The sequence below is a fragment of the Nocardia sp. A7 genome (assembly GCF_046549215.1).
Classification (GTDB): Bacteria; Actinomycetota; Actinomycetes; order Mycobacteriales; family Mycobacteriaceae; genus Nocardia.
This window is the reverse complement of record NZ_JAJPWE010000003.1, coordinates 137,123-152,199: the sequence shown is the minus strand read 5'-3', so window position 1 is coordinate 152,199 and position 15,077 is coordinate 137,123. Positions and strand designations below refer to the sequence as shown.

The following is a 15,077-nucleotide window of genomic DNA, read 5'->3' as shown; positions in this document are numbered from 1 at the left end:
GAAGAACGGGTCGAAAGTAACAGCTCTCGCGTGGCAAGTCTCCGCAAGTGGCAAACGCGAGATCTCGAACTGTGTTCTGTCACAAGGTTTTCGGAGTTAGCTACGGCACCGGCTGGCTGGGGTGGCAGAGTCGGGTCGGCGTCTCGTCATCCATGGTCGCGAAGAATTCGCCGAGCACGCCGACGATCTGATCCACCGAATCCGCGCAGAACAGCACCGGTTGGTAATGGGTGATGTCGTAGGCGATGGTGCCCATCTCCGCGACATCGAGCGGACGTAGTCGCGCGTGCCGGAATTCGTCGATCTCGCCGTAGGACGACAGCAGCCCGGCACCGTAGCAACGAATCTCGTCGTCCTCGCGGACCACGCCGAATTCGAGCGAGAACCAGAAGACATCGGCGAGGAATTTCAGCGCGCTGTCGGTCTCCAGCCGGGCCACCGCGGCGCCGACCGATTCGTACAGTGCCGCGAACCGCGGGCTGGCGATCTGCGTGGCGTGGCCGATGATCTCGTGGATCGCATCGGGTTCCGGCGTGTAGAGCGGGGCCGAATGGTGGCGGATGTACTGGGTCGAATGGAAGGTGCGCTCGGCGAAGGAACCGAAGAACTCACGCAGCGGAACCAGACCGGCAGCGGGCACGTACCGGAAGCCGGACAGGGGGATGAGCAGCCGCGATACCTCGTCGAGCTGCGGGATGTGATCGTGCGGCAGGGCGAGGTCGCGCGCGGCCGCACGGACCTCGCGGCAGGCGTAGACCTCGTGCTTGCGAGCCAGTTCCGCCGAGGCGATCCGCCACACCCGCTGTTCGTCGTCGGTGTAGTCGATGTGTGGTGGCCGGGTGCCGGGGGAGTAGTCGAGTGCGAGTGCGGCGATGGCGTTGCGGCGCGCGCGGTAGTGCTCGTCGCGGCTGCCGGGATGGTCATTGCTGAGATGCACCGTCACATCGCCGTCACGCTCGCGCGTCACCGGCGAGTACAGCTGGGCTTCGGTGAACATGACTCCAGGCAAGCACCGCGGTGGCGTCGCGACAACAACCACTGCGACAACTACGCAAACTGCACAGTTGCAGGGTTGGTCGCTCGCGGATTCCGGCGGTGAACTGTGTTTTCTGTGTGCTTGCTGACCGATGTCAGCGGTCGCTGTGCGGACTTGCGAACGCGAGGGTTCGGTAACGACGCGGTGAATTAGCCGACGAGTCCGGTGGTCATCACGCAAGATTGCGTTCGTAGATGAGGAGGATGTGTGCGCACCCTGCGAATAGATCTCGATCAGCGACTGCTGGCCGCTGCCGCCGACATCATGGGCACCGCCGACAGCAACGCCACCGTCAACGAGGCGCTGCGCCGCATCGTCGTGCACGAACGCCAGCTACGCAATCTGGAACGGTTGATGGCTGATTCCGTATTCAGCACGGATTCGACTGCCGATCGGGGCAGTGCCCTTGATTCCGATTCGGGCCTCAGTCCAGAGCCTATTACCTAGCGGGGCAGATCCAGGTTCGGGTTTTGTCACCCACGTGGTGGCCGAGGGGTAGCCCGGACTTGTCGGTACCCCCTGCGATTATCGGAGTAGTCACCGATCCGCAGGGGGAAACGATGTCGGTTCCGATCGCGAGTTTGCCTGTCGCCCAACGTCCGCGCGAGCGCCTGCTCATGCTCGGCGCGCACGCGCTCAGCGACGGCGAGCTACTCGCGCTGCTGCTCGGCCAGGGTACCCGCGGCAAATCCGCGCTGGAGGTCGCGGCCCAATTGATCGCCGACTACGGCGGATTGGCCGAGCTCGCCTCCGCCCGCCCCGAAGAACTGGCCGCCCGTGCGGGCATCGGCCCGGCCAAAGCCGCCACGGTCGTCGCCGCCTTCCACCTCGGCACCCGCTCGCGCACCCCCACCGATGCGCTGGCGCAGCTGGCCAGCCCCGAAGACATCGCGGCGGTGGCGCTCCCACTGTTCGCCGGTGCCCGGGTAGAGCGTCTTCTCGTCCTCATCTGCGATACCCAGAACCGCCTGCGCCATCGCGCTTTCGTCGCCGAAGGCGCCATTGACCACGTGGCGGTCCCCGTCCGGGAAATCCTCAATGCCGTCCTGCGCCACGACGGTCGAGCTTTCGCCGTGGTCCACAACCACCCCTCCGGCGACCCGACCCCCAGCCCTGACGACCGCCGAGCCAGCACTCTGCTGCACCAGGCCGCCCGCACAGTGGGGCTGCGCTACCTCGATCACATCGTGGTCGCGGGCGAAACCTGGTCAACCGCAACGCCTTTCCCATGACCGGCGTTCTCAGTCGGCGAAACCGGTGGTGCGGGCCAGGTCGGCGAGCATGGCGTCGAACATGATCTCCGGGTCGGCCAGCGGGATCGGGTAGTTGCCGAACACCTCGAGGGTGACGTGGCCGAACAGGCGGGCCCAGATCTGCACCATCAGGTAGGTGACACCGAGGTCGAGCTTCTCGGCGGGGAACTTCTGGCCGGACTCCGAGAGCATGGCGAGCAGGTCGACCTGGAAACCGATGAGGTCCTCGCGTAGCTCGGCCGGGATGATTTCCTCCGGTGGGGTGGCGATCTCGAAGTTCGCCAGCAGCCTGCCCGCGGCGGCGAGGAAGATCCGGCCGAAGGGTTCGTCGAAGCGGCGCATCATCGACGGTTGCGCGGTGGGCGAGGCGAACACCAGGGTGAATTCCCTGGGGTTCGCCAGCGCCCAGTGCCGGAAACCCCGGCAGATGGCCAGGAACTGCACCGCGCCGTCGTCGGGCAGCGGCTCGATCTCGGTCGAGAGGAACTCGGCCAGATCGGCGCAGAACTCCACCCGCATCCGCTCGAGCAGTTCGTCGCGCGAGGAATAGTGCCGGTACAGCGCGGGTGCGGTGACACCGAGTTCGCGGGCGATCGCTCGCAGGGTGACCGACTCGGGGCCGTGCCCGGCCAGCAGCGCCCGCGTGACCCGCCGGATATCGGCATCGGTCACCGTCGGCGTACGGCCACGCGCCTTGCCCGTCACTCGGCCACCCCCTCGATCACGTGTCGATTCAAGCGTATTCGACCTCCCAGCGCTTGATGCCGTTCAGCCAGCCGCTGCGCAGGCGTACCGGCTCGGCGACCTGGCGCAGGTTCGGCATGGCGTCGGCAATGGCATTGAACATCAGGTCGATTTCCAGGCGGGCCAGATTCGCCCCGACACAGTAGTGCGTTCCGGTACCGCCGAAGCCGACGTGCGGGTTGGGATCGCGCTGGACGTCGAACCGGAACGGGTCGGCGAAGGCGTCCTCGTCGAAATTGGCCGAGCTGTAGAACAATCCGATCCGCTGGCCTTTCTTTATCTGCTGCCCGCCGAGCTCCAGGTCGCGCGTCGCGGTGCGCTGGAACGCGGTCACCGGGGTCGCCCAGCGCACGATCTCGTCCGGCGCGGTGCGCGGGCGCTGCTGCTTGTAGAGCTCCCACTGGTCCGGGTTGTCGACGAAGGCCTTCATCCCGTGGGTGATCGAATTGCGGGTGGTCTCGTTACCCGCCACCGCGAGCAGGATGACGAAGAACGCGAACTCGTCCGAACCGAGGTGCTCGCCGTCGACATCGGCGTTGACCAGCTGGGTCACGATGTCGGCCGCCGGGCAGCCGCGGCGCTGCTCGGCCATGTTCCAGGCGTAGCCCATCACCTCGGCGGTCGCGGTGTGGTGGTTGCCCTCGAACTCCGGATCGTCGTAGGAGATCATCTGGTTGGTCCAGTCGAACAGCTTCATGCGGTCCTCCTGCGGCACGCCGATCAGCTCGGCGATGGCCTGCAGCGGCAGTTCGCACGCGATCTGCTCGACGAAGTCGCCGCGACCGGACTTCTTGGCTTCCCACACGATCTTCTCGGCCCGCTCGGTGAGCGCGGCCCGCAGGTTCTCCACCGCGCGCGGGGTGAAGCCTTTCGACACGATGCGGCGAATCTTGGTGTGCTGCGGCGGATCCAGGTTCAGCATCAGCATGTTGCCGAGCATGTCGATCTGCTCGCGGGTGGTCTCCTCGTTGAATCGGATGATCGCGGTGTTCTCGTGCGAGGAGAAGTCCTCCGGATTCTTCGAGATCTCCTTGATGTCGGCCAGCTTGGACACCACCCAGTACCCGCCGTCGTCGAACCCGCTGGCGCGGTCGGACTGCGCGCACCACCAAACGGGCGAGGTCCGCCGCAGCTGCGCGAACTCTTCGATCGGCAATCGACTCGCGAGCAGATCTGGATCGGTGAAATCGAACCCCGCGGGAATGTTTGTGCTGGTCACAGCTGTCTCCTTCGGTCCGGGTGCGCGGACGTCACGACGTGATGTGGAACACGTTCGAGGACATGAAACCACGCCGATGGCATTTATGAACAGCGTTTAGTAATACCTGTTCACAAAGTAGTCCGGTCTCATTCGGGTGAGCGGCGCACGCCGTGGATCTTCCGATTCGCCGACCGTCACCGGCCGCACATGGGCAAGATGGCGACGTGGACTTGCCGTTTCTGCGTGCGAACCCGCACCTGCTGCCGACCTTCCTCGCTCATCAGCGGCTGCGGACTACGCCCGTCGCGGGTGGGTCCATCAGCGTCGCCGAGCGGATCGCGCTCGATGACGGGACGCACCTGTTTCTGAAGACCTGGCCCGGTGGGATATCCGCCGCACCGACCGCCGAGCCCGTGCCCGCTCCACCCGGCCTTTTCGCGGCGGAGGCAGCTGGGCTGCGTTGGCTACGGGAAGCCGAGGGAGTGGCGGTGCCGCAGTTGTACGCGCAGACCGATGAACTGCTGCTAATGGAGTGGGTCGACCATGCCGAGCCGACCGCCGCGGCGGCGGAACGGTTCGGTGCCGGATTGGCGGTCACCCACGACGCGGGCGCACCCGAATTCGGCGCTGCCACCGAGGGTTTCCTCGCCGGCCTGCCCCTCGACAACACCCCCGGCGACGACTGGCCGACCTGGTACCGCGAGCACCGAATCCAGCCGTACCTGAAACTCGCCGTCGACGCGGGTGCCCTCGACCCCGCCGACGCCGACTACCTCGAATCGATCCACATCGAAGCCCCCACCGAACCCCCCGCCCGAATCCACGGCGACCTCTGGCCGGGCAACATCCTCTGGGGCCCCTCCGACACCCCCTGGCTGATCGACCCCGCCGCCCACGGAGGCCACCCCGAAACAGACCTATCCACCCTGTCCCTCTTCGGCGGCGCCCCCTACCTTCCCCGAATCATCGCCGCCTACAACGAAGTCCACCCCCTGGCCCCCGACTGGCAAACCCGCATCCCCCTGCATCAACTCCACCTCCTACTGGCCCACGCCGTCCTCTTCGGCCGCTCCTACCGAACCGCAGTCCTGGACGCGGCGGCCCGCTACGGCTAGCTCATCGGAGAGAGAGCTGTCTACTCGGCCGGTTCGGGTCGGTGATCCTGGAACTTCGGCTGCTGCCATGAGCCCACAAGGGCGGTGGTGAGCCCGCCGACGAGGATCAGCAGGCAGGGGTTGAACGTGATGGAGGTGGAGGCTGGATAGTCCAGGGTTGCGAAGGTGATCGTGAATCCGACGCTCAGCGCGATCAGGATGCCGAGGGCTTCGGCGACCGCAAGGCAGGACAGCAACGCTCTCGGAATGTGTCGGCGGTATGTGACGAAACCCGCAACGACCAGCAGGGCCGCGCCGAAGACCAGTAGTGGTACGCCGGGGGCGCCGACTTCGCGTAGGTCCCACAATGAGTAGGTTCGTCGGCCTCGTCTGCGGTCGATCTCGAAGAGCGGGAGCCGGAGCGTCATAAGGATAGCTATGGACCCGCAGATCAGCATTCCGCTGGCAGGGACGACCTTGTTGTTGTAACCGAATACCGGCATCCATGTCTGCGACATTTGGCAATCGTAGTGAATGGCAAAGGCGGCCTGCGTCTTTCGATGGGCGCGCTGCTAGCGGAACGTGCTCAGACTGTCGACGGTTCACGCCGCCGCCACGCGGGCGCCACACGGGGTGCTGATCGGGTGGCCCACACGGCGAAGCTGATATACAGCACCTGCTCCGGGATTCGCTGCCACAGTGGCGATGCCGGCTCTCCCGCGAAGGGGATGTCATTGAGGGCGGCGTAGATGTTGGCGGGCAGTAGCAGGAGGAACAGGGGGACCAGGGCCCAGCCTGCCAGCCAGCGGGTGCGGGTGAGGATCAGGCCGACGGCCGCGAGCAGTTCCAGGACGCCGCTGGCGAGGACCATGAAGCCGGGGAACGGGAAGAACGGCGGGATCATCGCGACCATGTCGGCGTAGTTCGGCATCACGGTGACGCTGGAGGGCATGAAGTGCGCGGTTCCCGTCATCACCAGCATGACGGCCAGTGCGTGGGCGGCGCTGACGGACGACGAGGCGAATCGGGTCACGCCGAGTGTTCCGAGCGTCCGGAAGACGACGAGCGAGCCGATCAGAGCTACGAGGGTGATCATAGGTACTCCCAGAATGAATACTGATACTATCTACTATGGATAGTAACACTATCCACTCTGCTGGCATTCCCGCGCGTACCGATGAACGACAAAGGCCGCCAACACCTTTCGGTGTAGACGGCCTGTGCCGAGCGGGAAAGATCAGCGGGTGAAGAGTAGGGCTCGCTTGACTTCCTGGATCGCTTTGGTGACCTCGATGCCACGGGGGCACGCGTCGGTGCAGTTGAAGGTGGTGCGGCAGCGCCAGACACCTTCGACGTCGTTGAGGATGTCGAGGCGCTCGCGGGCGCCTTCGTCACGGCTGTCGAAGATGAAGCGGTGCGCGTTCACGATCGCGGCGGGGCCGAAGTAGCTGCCGTCGGTCCAGTAGACGGGGCACGACGTGGTGCAGCAGGCGCACAGGATGCACTTGGTTGTGTCATCGAAGCGGGCCCGGTCGGCCTGGCTCTGGATCTGTTCGCGGGTGGGCTCGTTACCCGAGGTCATCAGGTAGGGCTTCACCGCGCGGAACGCGTCGAAGAACGGCTCCATGTCGACCACGAGGTCCTTCTCCACGGGCAGGCCGCGGATCGGCTCGACGGTCATGGTGAGGGTCTTGTCGCCCTTGGGCAGCAGGTCCTTCATCAGCACCTTGCACGCCAGGCGGTTCACATTGTTGATCCGCATGGCGTCGGAACCACACACACCGTGGGCGCAGGAGCGCCGGAAGGTGAGGGTGCCGTCCAGGTAGGACTTGATGTAGATGAGCACGTTGAGAAAGCGGTCGGTCGGCAGGACCGGCACCTGGAACGAATCCCAGTAGGCGCCCTGGCCGTTCTCCGGGTTGAAGCGGGCCACCTTGACGGTGACCATGACCGAGCCCTCGGGCACGGGCGCCGGCTTCTGCTTGGCGGTATCGACTGCAGCAGTCATCAGTACTTACGCTCCATCGGCTCGTAGCGGGTCTGCACCACCGGCTTGAAGTCGAGGCGGATCTCGGAGATGAGCTCCGGCCCCTCCTTGTACGCCATCGTGTGCCGCATGAAGTTCACGTCGTCGCGGTCCGGGTAGTCCTCGCGAGCGTGGCCGCCACGCGATTCCTTGCGGTTGAGCGCGCCGACGACGGTGACCTCGGCCAGCTCGAGCAGGAAGCCGAGCTCGACGGCCTCGAGCAGGTCGCTGTTGTAGCGCTTGCCCTTGTCCTGCACCGTGATCCGGGTGTAGCGCTCCTTGAGCGTGTGGATGTCGGTGAGGACCTTCTTGAGGGTTTCCTCGGTGCGGAACACGCCCGCGTTGGCATCCATCGTGGCCTGCAGCTCGGTGCGGATGTCGGCCACGCGCTCGTTGCCGTGGTCGGACAGGATCAGCTCGAGCCAGTCCATCACCATCTGCGACGGGTTCTCCGGCATCTCGACGAACTCGGTGCGGTTGGCGTACTCGGCGGCCGCGATGCCGGCGCGACGGCCGAACACGTTGATGTCGAGCAGCGAGTTGGTGCCGAGACGGTTCGCGCCGTGGACCGACACACACGCGCACTCACCGGCGGCGTACAGGCCGGGGACCACGTCGGTGTTGTTGCGCAGCACCTCGCCACGGATCTTGGTCGGGATACCGCCCATGACGTAGTGGCAGGTCGGCATGACCGGCACCAGCTCGGTCACCGGGTCGACGCCGAGGTAGGTGCGCGCGAACTCGGTGATGTCGGGCAGCTTCTCCTCGAGCACGTCGGCACCCAGGTGGGTCACGTCGATGTAGACGTAATCCTTGTTCGGGCCCGCACCACGGCCCTCGGCCACCTCGAGCACCATCGAGCGGGCGACGATGTCGCGCGGCGCGAGGTCCTTGATGGTGGGGGCGTAGCGCTCCATGAAGCGCTCACCGGAGGCATTGCGCAGGATGCCACCCTCACCACGCACCGCCTCGGAGATGAGGATGCCGAGGCCCGCGAGGCCTGTCGGGTGGAACTGGTGGAACTCCATGTCCTCGAGCGGCAGGCCCTTGCGGAACACGATCGCCATGCCGTCACCGGTCAGTGTGTGCGCGTTCGAGGTGGTCTTGTACATGCGGCCCGAGCCACCGGTGGCGAACACGATCGACTTCGCGTGGAAGATGTGGATCTGGCCGGTCGACAGCTCGTAGGCGACGACGCCGGTGGCGACGGGGCCACGATCGGAGTCGGTCATCACCAGGTCGAGCACGTAGAACTCGTTGTAGAACTCGACGTCGTGCTTGACACAGTTCTGGTAGAGCGTCTGCAGGATCATGTGACCGGTGCGGTCGGCGGCATAACACGCGCGACGCACGGGCGCCTTGCCGTGGTCACGGGTGTGGCCACCGAAACGACGCTGGTCGATCTTGCCCTCGGGCGTGCGGTTGAACGGCAGGCCCATCTTCTCCAGGTCCATGACCGCGTCGATGGCCTCTTTGGCCATGATCTCCGCGGCATCCTGGTCGACGAGGTAGTCGCCACCCTTGACGGTGTCGAAGGTGTGCCATTCCCAGTTGTCTTCTTCGACGTTGGCCAGCGCGGCGCACATGCCACCCTGGGCCGCGCCGGTGTGGCTGCGGGTCGGGTACAGCTTGGTCAGGACCGCGGTGCGGGCGCGTGGGCCGGCCTCGATCGCCGCGCGCATGCCCGCGCCACCGGCGCCGACGATGACCACGTCATAGCGATGCTCCTGAATCGGACGGGATTCACTCATGCGAGGTGGCCTGTTCCTAACCTGTGATGTTGGGGTCGAAGGTGAAGATGACGTACGTGCCGACTGCCATGACCAGGATCATCGACAGCACGAGGATGACCTTCAGCCAGAACCGGGTGGAGTCCTTGCGCGAGTAGTCGTCGATGATCACGCGCAGACCGTTGCCGCCGTGCAGCTGAGCCAGCCACAGCATGGACAGGTCCCAGAACTGCCAGAACGGGCTGGACCAGCGACCGGCCACGAACGCGAAGTTCAGTCGGTTCACGCCACCGTCGATCATCAACATGATGAACATGTGGCCGAGCACCAGGATGATCAGGAACAGGCCGGAGATGCGCATGAACAGCCATGCGTACTTCTCGAAGTTGCCGTTCGACTTGCCACGCGGCGAGCGGGGGGAGTCGAGGCTGGCCGGGCGATCGTAGGACTTGCCGAGGACAGGTGCGGACATATCAGTGCTCCGTCAGCAGGTAGAAGAACTGGCGGCCGACGCCGGCGGCGGAGACCAGAATCCAGATGGTGGCGACAACCCACAGCATCTGCTTCTGGTATCGCGGACCCTGAGACCAGAAGTCGACGAGAATGACCCGCACACCGTTGAGGGCGTGGAACAGGACGGCGACGACGAGACCCATCTCCATCAGCGCGACGACGGGGTTCTTGTAGAGCTCGATCGCCTGGTCGTAGGTGTCCGGGTTGACCCGGACCAGTGCCGTGTCCAACACATGCGCGAAGAGGAAGAAGAACAGGGTGACACCGGTGATCCGGTGCAGCGCCCAGGACCACATGCCGGGGTCGCCGCGGTACAGCGTCTTCCGCTTCGGCTGGGCCGGAGCCGGAGCTTCTATCGTGGTCATAGAGTGCGGTGCCTCCAACGTCGTTGATGGACCCGGTCACAGATCCGACGCCGACATGCGTGGAGAGGCAAATGCCCAGGTGGCTGCGCTGTATTCGGAGCGCTGGCCCGCCGCCGGGAACCTGAACCGATCTTCGCTGAACTCTAATCCCCTCTGTTTCGCGGAACTAATTCGGCGTGCGGCGCGTTGCGCGTAAAACAGCAGAGTTAGGTTTACCTTTCTCGATGCCGGATACTGGTGTTTCGGCCCCTGTTTCCCGGTGTTCGACGGGATCCGCTGGAGGTTTTCGATGCCCGAAATTGACTGGAATACGTTGCATGACATGGCAATTCGGGCAATGGGGGCGGCGTATGCGCCGTACTCGGGTTTCCCGGTCGGCGCCGCTGCTCTCAGTGCGGATGGCCGAATTGTGAGCGGATGCAATGTGGAAAATGTCTCATATGGGCTAACCCTGTGTGCCGAATGCGTACTCGTCGGTAACTTATTCGCGACGGGTGGCGGGCGTCTCGTGGCGGTCTCCGTGACCGATTCCCGGGGTGAGATCTTGATGCCGTGCGGGCGGTGTCGTCAGCTGCTGTTCGAACACGGCGGGGGCGAACTGCTGGTGGATCACGCCGAGGGCCCGAAGCCGCTGTCCGAATTGCTGCCCTACGCCTTCGGGCCGGATGATCTGGCCGCCGGACGGCAATAGTCGGACCTCAGTGCCAGACTTGGGCCATGACGGCACTGGATGCGGTTTCGATCATTACCTGTAAGCGCGACGGCGGTGAGCTGTCGGATGCTCAGATCGACTGGGTGGTCGACGGGTTCACCCGGGGGATCGTGGCCGACGAGCAGATGTCGGCGCTGGCCATGGCGATCGTGTGGCGCGGGATGACCCGGCGCGAGACCGCGCGGTGGACGGCGGCGATGATCGGCTCCGGCAGCCGGATGGATTTCACCGACCTGCCCCGGCCCACCGTCGACAAGCACTCCACCGGCGGCGTCGGTGACAAGATCACCCTGCCGCTGGCCCCACTGGTGGCAGCCTGTGGCGCCGCGGTACCCCAGCTGTCGGGCCGTGGACTCGGTCATACCGGCGGCACGCTGGACAAACTCGAATCGATTCCCGGCTGGCAGGCCGATGTCACCGGGTCGCGCATGCGCGAGATCCTGGCCGACCCCGCGATCGGCGCGGTGGTGTGCGCGGCGGGCGCCGATCTGGCCCCGGCCGACAAGCGGCTCTACGCACTGCGCGATGTCACCGGCACGGTCGAGTCGATCCCGCTGATCGCGAGCTCGATCATGAGCAAGAAGATCGCCGAGGGGACATCGGCCCTGGTGCTGGACGTGAAGGTCGGGTCAGGCGCGTTCCTCAAGACCATCGACGGCGCCCGCGAACTGGCGACCGCGATGGTCGAGCTCGGCCGCGACGCCGGAGTGAACACGGTCGCCCTGCTCACCGCGATGGACACACCGCTGGGCCGGACCGCGGGCAACGCGCTCGAGGTCGCCGAGTCGGTAGAGGTTCTCGCCGGTGGGGGACCTGCTGACGTGGTCGAACTGACGCTGACGCTCGCTCGCGAAATGGTCGCCCAAGCGGGGCTGCACGTCGACCCCGCCGATGTGCTCGCCGACGGCAGAGCCATGGATCACTGGCGCGCGATGATCCAGGCGCAGGGCGGTGACCCGGCCGCGCCGCTGCCGGTCGCGCGTCATACCGAGATCGTCCGCGCCGAATCCACCGGCGTCCTCACCCGGCTCGACGCGATGGGCGTCGGGATCGCCGCCTGGCGCCTCGGTGCGGGCCGGGCACGCCAGGGTGAGCGGGTGCAGGCGGGCGCCGGTATCGAAATGCATGCCAAACCGGGGGATTCGGTGGTGGCCGGCCAGCCGCTGCTCTCCTTGCATACCGATACGCCGGATGCCTTCGCCGGAGCTCTGGCTGCGCTCGCGGACGCGGTGGATGTCGAACCCGCTTCCGAGGCGAAGCCGGGGGAGCTGGTCCTCGGCCGGATCGGCTGAGGCTGCGCGATTGTGCCCAGGTGTGGATCGTGGCGGCGAAGACACAGCGCCCCACTACGGTGAGGAAGACGGTTCGGGAGGATCAATGGGGCGGTGGGGAAACCGAGACGACGGTGGGCGGACGGCTGCGGTGGCGCAGATACTCGCCGTTGTCACCGGCCTGAGCGCGGTCGCGATCGCCGGGTGGGCTTGCTACGGCGCCTTCGCGGCGCTCGACAAGCCACACGAGCCGAACAGCGTTGACTTCAGGCTCGTCAGCTTCGCGATCCTGCTGATAATCGCGGTCGGCACGGGGGTGATCGGTGCGATGAATCTGCGTGGCGCTGCTCTGCTGGTCAACCGAAAGCGGTCAGGGCGGACATGGGTGGTCGCCGGGTCGTCGCTGGGTATCGTGGCGACGATCATGTTCGGGGGGCTCGAAGTACCGCTGTTCGCGCTGGCGCTGATCGTGCTGCTCATCGCCACGCTGGTCACCGCCGTGCTGCCGGGCACCAACCGCTGGATCCGGGCCGGGTCTGCGGTGCGCGAGCCGGAATGGCCGACCCGGTGACGGCGTCGCGCGGGCAGGCCGGGGCACCGTGGGGGAGCTCGTGCGGCGCGGGCAGCGTGCGTGGATGGCCCGCAATAGTCTTTCGCAGGTCAGATAATCAACGAGACGATGGCCACGGGGGAAGTTCGCTGCCGGGATCGGCGAGTGCGGCTACCGTCAGTACATGACTGGACCGGCGCCCCTTGACCTCGCTTCGATCCGACGCGCACCGAAGGCCCTGCTGCATGATCACCTCGATGGTGGTCTGCGGCCCTCGACGGTGCTAGAGCTGGCCGCTGACTGCGGCTATGACGAATTACCCGCTTCCGATGCCGAGAGTTTGGGGGCGTGGTTTCGCGACGCCGCCGACAGTGGGTCGTTGGAGCGGTATCTGGAGACGTTCGCGCACACGGTCGCGGTGATGCAGACCCCCGAGGGGCTGCGCAGGGTGGCGCGGGAGTGCGCTGTCGACCTCGCCGCTGATGGGGTCGTGTACGCGGAGGTGCGGTTCGCGCCCGAGCAGCATCTCGAGAAGGGCCTCACACTCGACGAGGTCGTCGAGCACACCCTTGCCGGGTTCCGGGAGGGGGAGGCGATCGCGGCGGAGCAGGGCAATGTCATCCGGGTGACATGTCTGCTCACGGCGATGCGGCACGCGGCCAGGTCGCGCGAGATCGCGGAGCTGACCGTTCGGTTCCGTGATGCCGGAGTGGGCGGGTTCGACATCGCGGGCGCCGAGGCGGGATTCCCACCCACCCGGCACCTGGACGCGTTCGAATACCTGCGAGCCAACCACGCGCACTTCACGATTCACGCGGGCGAGGCGTTCGGCCTGCCCTCGATCCACGAGGCGCTCGCGTTCTGCGGCTGTGATCGGCTCGGCCACGGGGTGCGCATCACCGACGACATCAGCGTTCCTGGCGAAATCGAAGACGCGCAGCTCGGGCTGGTCGCGAACTACGTGCGCGATATGCGGGTGCCGCTGGAACTGTGTCCCTCGTCGAACGTGCAGACCGGCGCGGTGCCCTCGCTGGACAAGCATCCGTTCGACCTGCTCGCCCGCCTGCGCTTCCGGGTCACGGTCAACACCGACAACCGCCTGATGAGCGACACCTCCATGAGCGAGGAGATGTCCAAGCTGGTCGACACCTTCGGCTACGGCTGGAGCGACCTGGAACGCTTCACCATCAACGCCATGAAATCGGCCTTCATCCCGTTCCCGGACCGGCTGAAGATCATCGACGAAGTGATCAAACCGGGCTACGCGGTGCTTCTCGGGTGACATGGATCAGGGGTGGCACCGACTCGGTGCCACCCCTGATCTCATCGAAACCTATTCGCTGACGAGCCGCGCTTCGAACGCACGCTGCAGATCGCGGAACTGCTGGGCCTCCGTCGCGTACGGCGGGTTCGGCGCCATCCGGTTCGGATCCGGGTTGAGCAGGTACGAGACGTACCAGCCGAGCGGATTCGACGGTGCGAGAGCCGTTTCCACACTGTCGTCATCGGCGTAGTCGGCCGCGTCGCTGAACAGTTCGACAGCGAGATCGAGCTGTTCGACGTCGACCGCCTCGGGGCCCTCGGCCAGATCGTCGACCAGACCGGTGAGCACGTAGACGTTCTCGTCGGTCACCTCGACCTCGAGCGAACCGTCCACGGCCGCGGTCTGCACCTCGGCGAAGGTCGAGACCCGGGCCAGCTCGTGCTCGTGATCGTCGGCCAGGTAGCGGGCCAGTGCGCGCTCGGAAGCGAAGACGGTGATGGTGTGGCCGTCACCGAGGAAGATCGGCTCGTCGTCGAGGTAGCAGCGCAGGGTGAACTGCTCGCCGTCGGAGTTGACGATCTTGACGGGGTCGATGCCGACCTCGTCCCAGAAGGACTCCTCTTCGTCCTCGTCGGCGGCGGTGAGATCGACGCTCTCGAACTCCTCTTCCTCCTCCGCGGCATCGTCGGCGTCGACGACGTTCTCCTCGGCCGCCAGCAGCTCCGCCTCGGCGACGGCGACCGCGGCCGCGTCGACCTCGGGCGTGCTGACGACACTGTCGATCGCGTCGAGCACGTCGTCCCAGCCCTTGACGATCGCGGCACCGACCTGATCCCACAGCTCTTCGCCGTCGCGGCCGACGAACGTGCTCGCCCCGCTGGCCAGTGCGCCGAGCACCGGGTTGTTGCCGAAGAACTTGGTGACCACGTCGAGTTCGCACACCTCGGCGATATTGCGCACCATCGCCAGGGTGTCCTCGAGCTCGCCGACGACGTCGACGTCGGGCTCGCCCGCCGCCAGTTCCGGCACGGAGACCAGATCGAAGCTGAAGTTCTCCTCCGGCTCCAGCTCAGCGGCCGAAAGACCGGCGATGACCGCCCAGGACGGGTGGTCGACGAGGTCGTTGTCGGAGTTGGTGCGGATGAACGCCGCCAGTTCCGCAACGGACTCGAAACCGTAGAGGTCGTCCTCGTGACCGAGGAACGCCTCCCACTCGTCGTCACCGTCGCGCCAGCGCGGTGCCCACAGGGTGACGAGATCGCCATCGGTCAGACCGAGCTCGATCGGGACGATGTCTCCAGAAGCCATGACGCGAAGC

General features: G+C 65.9%; 17 protein-coding genes. 7 read left to right on the top strand and 10 right to left on the bottom strand.

Features of this window, described 5'->3' with window-relative positions; translation table 11 throughout:
- Positions 1–100: 100 nt before the first annotated feature.
- A complete protein-coding gene (locus ACLJPD_RS18775; protein ID WP_410873635.1) occupies positions 101–997 on the bottom strand; it encodes a phenylalanine 4-monooxygenase in 897 nt (298 codons plus the stop codon).
- 246 nt (positions 998–1,243) lie between these two features.
- Here ACLJPD_RS18775 and ACLJPD_RS18770 point away from each other — a divergent pair, with 246 nt between their 5' ends.
- On the top strand, positions 1,244–1,483 hold the full coding sequence (locus ACLJPD_RS18770) for a type II toxin-antitoxin system VapB family antitoxin (protein WP_410873633.1): 240 nt from the start codon (positions 1,244–1,246) through the stop codon (positions 1,481–1,483).
- A 113-nt stretch (positions 1,484–1,596) separates the two neighbouring features.
- Positions 1,597–2,268 carry a JAB domain-containing protein gene (locus tag ACLJPD_RS18765; RefSeq protein ID WP_410873631.1) on the top strand — a complete coding sequence of 224 codons (672 nt, stop codon included), beginning with the start codon at positions 1,597–1,599 and terminating at the stop codon, positions 2,266–2,268.
- 9 nt (positions 2,269–2,277) lie between these two features.
- Here the strand turns inward: ACLJPD_RS18765 and ACLJPD_RS18760 are convergent, their stop codons facing one another.
- Complete coding sequence (locus tag ACLJPD_RS18760; RefSeq protein ID WP_410873629.1) at positions 2,278–2,994, bottom strand: TetR/AcrR family transcriptional regulator; 717 nt, start codon at positions 2,992–2,994, stop codon at positions 2,278–2,280.
- Positions 2,995–3,022: 28 nt separating this feature from the next.
- Entirely contained in the window at positions 3,023–4,252 is a 1,230-nt protein-coding gene (locus ACLJPD_RS18755) for a cytochrome P450 (RefSeq protein ID WP_410873628.1), read from the bottom strand.
- 206 nt (positions 4,253–4,458) lie between these two features.
- Here ACLJPD_RS18755 and ACLJPD_RS18750 point away from each other — a divergent pair, with 206 nt between their 5' ends.
- Positions 4,459–5,349 (top strand): fructosamine kinase family protein, encoded by an 891-nt coding sequence (locus ACLJPD_RS18750; protein ID WP_410873626.1) that lies wholly within the window; start codon positions 4,459–4,461, stop codon positions 5,347–5,349.
- A gap of 20 nt (positions 5,350–5,369) precedes the next feature.
- On the opposite strand, the gene ACLJPD_RS18745 is transcribed toward ACLJPD_RS18750, so the two are convergent.
- The 6 genes from ACLJPD_RS18745 to sdhC all read right to left on the bottom strand — a co-directional run bounded on the left by ACLJPD_RS18745 (position 5,370) and on the right by sdhC (position 9,962).
- Positions 5,370–5,846: a hypothetical protein gene (locus tag ACLJPD_RS18745; protein WP_410873624.1), complete on the bottom strand. Its 477-nt coding sequence runs from the start codon at positions 5,844–5,846 to the stop codon at positions 5,370–5,372.
- Between the two features lie 68 nt (positions 5,847–5,914).
- The gene (locus tag ACLJPD_RS18740) at positions 5,915–6,424 is read right to left on the bottom strand and encodes a hypothetical protein (RefSeq protein ID WP_410873622.1); all 510 of its coding nucleotides are present in this window, start codon (positions 6,422–6,424) and stop codon (positions 5,915–5,917) included.
- Positions 6,425–6,565: 141 nt separating this feature from the next.
- Positions 6,566–7,336 carry a succinate dehydrogenase iron-sulfur subunit gene (locus tag ACLJPD_RS18735; RefSeq protein WP_301905090.1) on the bottom strand — a complete coding sequence of 257 codons (771 nt, stop codon included), beginning with the start codon at positions 7,334–7,336 and terminating at the stop codon, positions 6,566–6,568.
- Positions 7,336–9,087, bottom strand: a complete 1,752-nt coding sequence (gene sdhA, locus ACLJPD_RS18730) for a succinate dehydrogenase flavoprotein subunit (RefSeq protein WP_410874487.1) — start codon at positions 9,085–9,087, stop codon at positions 7,336–7,338. The genes ACLJPD_RS18735 and sdhA overlap by 1 nt, the downstream gene beginning before the upstream one ends.
- Positions 9,088–9,121: 34 nt before the next feature.
- A complete protein-coding gene (locus ACLJPD_RS18725; protein ID WP_410873620.1) occupies positions 9,122–9,556 on the bottom strand; it encodes a succinate dehydrogenase hydrophobic membrane anchor subunit in 435 nt (144 codons plus the stop codon).
- A gap of 1 nt (position 9,557) precedes the next feature.
- Positions 9,558–9,962, bottom strand: coding sequence for a succinate dehydrogenase, cytochrome b556 subunit (gene sdhC, locus ACLJPD_RS18720; RefSeq protein ID WP_410873618.1), 405 nt, complete (start codon positions 9,960–9,962; stop codon positions 9,558–9,560).
- A 289-nt stretch (positions 9,963–10,251) separates the two neighbouring features.
- Here sdhC and ACLJPD_RS18715 point away from each other — a divergent pair, with 289 nt between their 5' ends.
- From ACLJPD_RS18715 to ACLJPD_RS18700, 4 genes are all read left to right on the top strand, one after another.
- A complete protein-coding gene (locus ACLJPD_RS18715; RefSeq protein WP_410873616.1) occupies positions 10,252–10,653 on the top strand; it encodes a cytidine deaminase in 402 nt (133 codons plus the stop codon).
- Between the two features lie 26 nt (positions 10,654–10,679).
- On the top strand, positions 10,680–11,966 hold the full coding sequence (locus ACLJPD_RS18710; RefSeq protein WP_410873614.1) for a thymidine phosphorylase: 1,287 nt from the start codon (positions 10,680–10,682) through the stop codon (positions 11,964–11,966).
- Between the two features lie 130 nt (positions 11,967–12,096).
- Positions 12,097–12,516, top strand: coding sequence for a hypothetical protein (locus tag ACLJPD_RS18705; RefSeq protein WP_410873612.1), 420 nt, complete (start codon positions 12,097–12,099; stop codon positions 12,514–12,516).
- A 163-nt stretch (positions 12,517–12,679) separates the two neighbouring features.
- Positions 12,680–13,777: an adenosine deaminase gene (locus tag ACLJPD_RS18700; RefSeq protein WP_410873610.1), complete on the top strand. Its 1,098-nt coding sequence runs from the start codon at positions 12,680–12,682 to the stop codon at positions 13,775–13,777.
- A gap of 51 nt (positions 13,778–13,828) precedes the next feature.
- Here the strand turns inward: ACLJPD_RS18700 and ACLJPD_RS18695 are convergent, their stop codons facing one another.
- Entirely contained in the window at positions 13,829–15,067 is a 1,239-nt protein-coding gene (locus ACLJPD_RS18695) for a primosomal protein (protein ID WP_410873608.1), read from the bottom strand.
- Positions 15,068–15,077 lie beyond the last annotated feature (10 nt).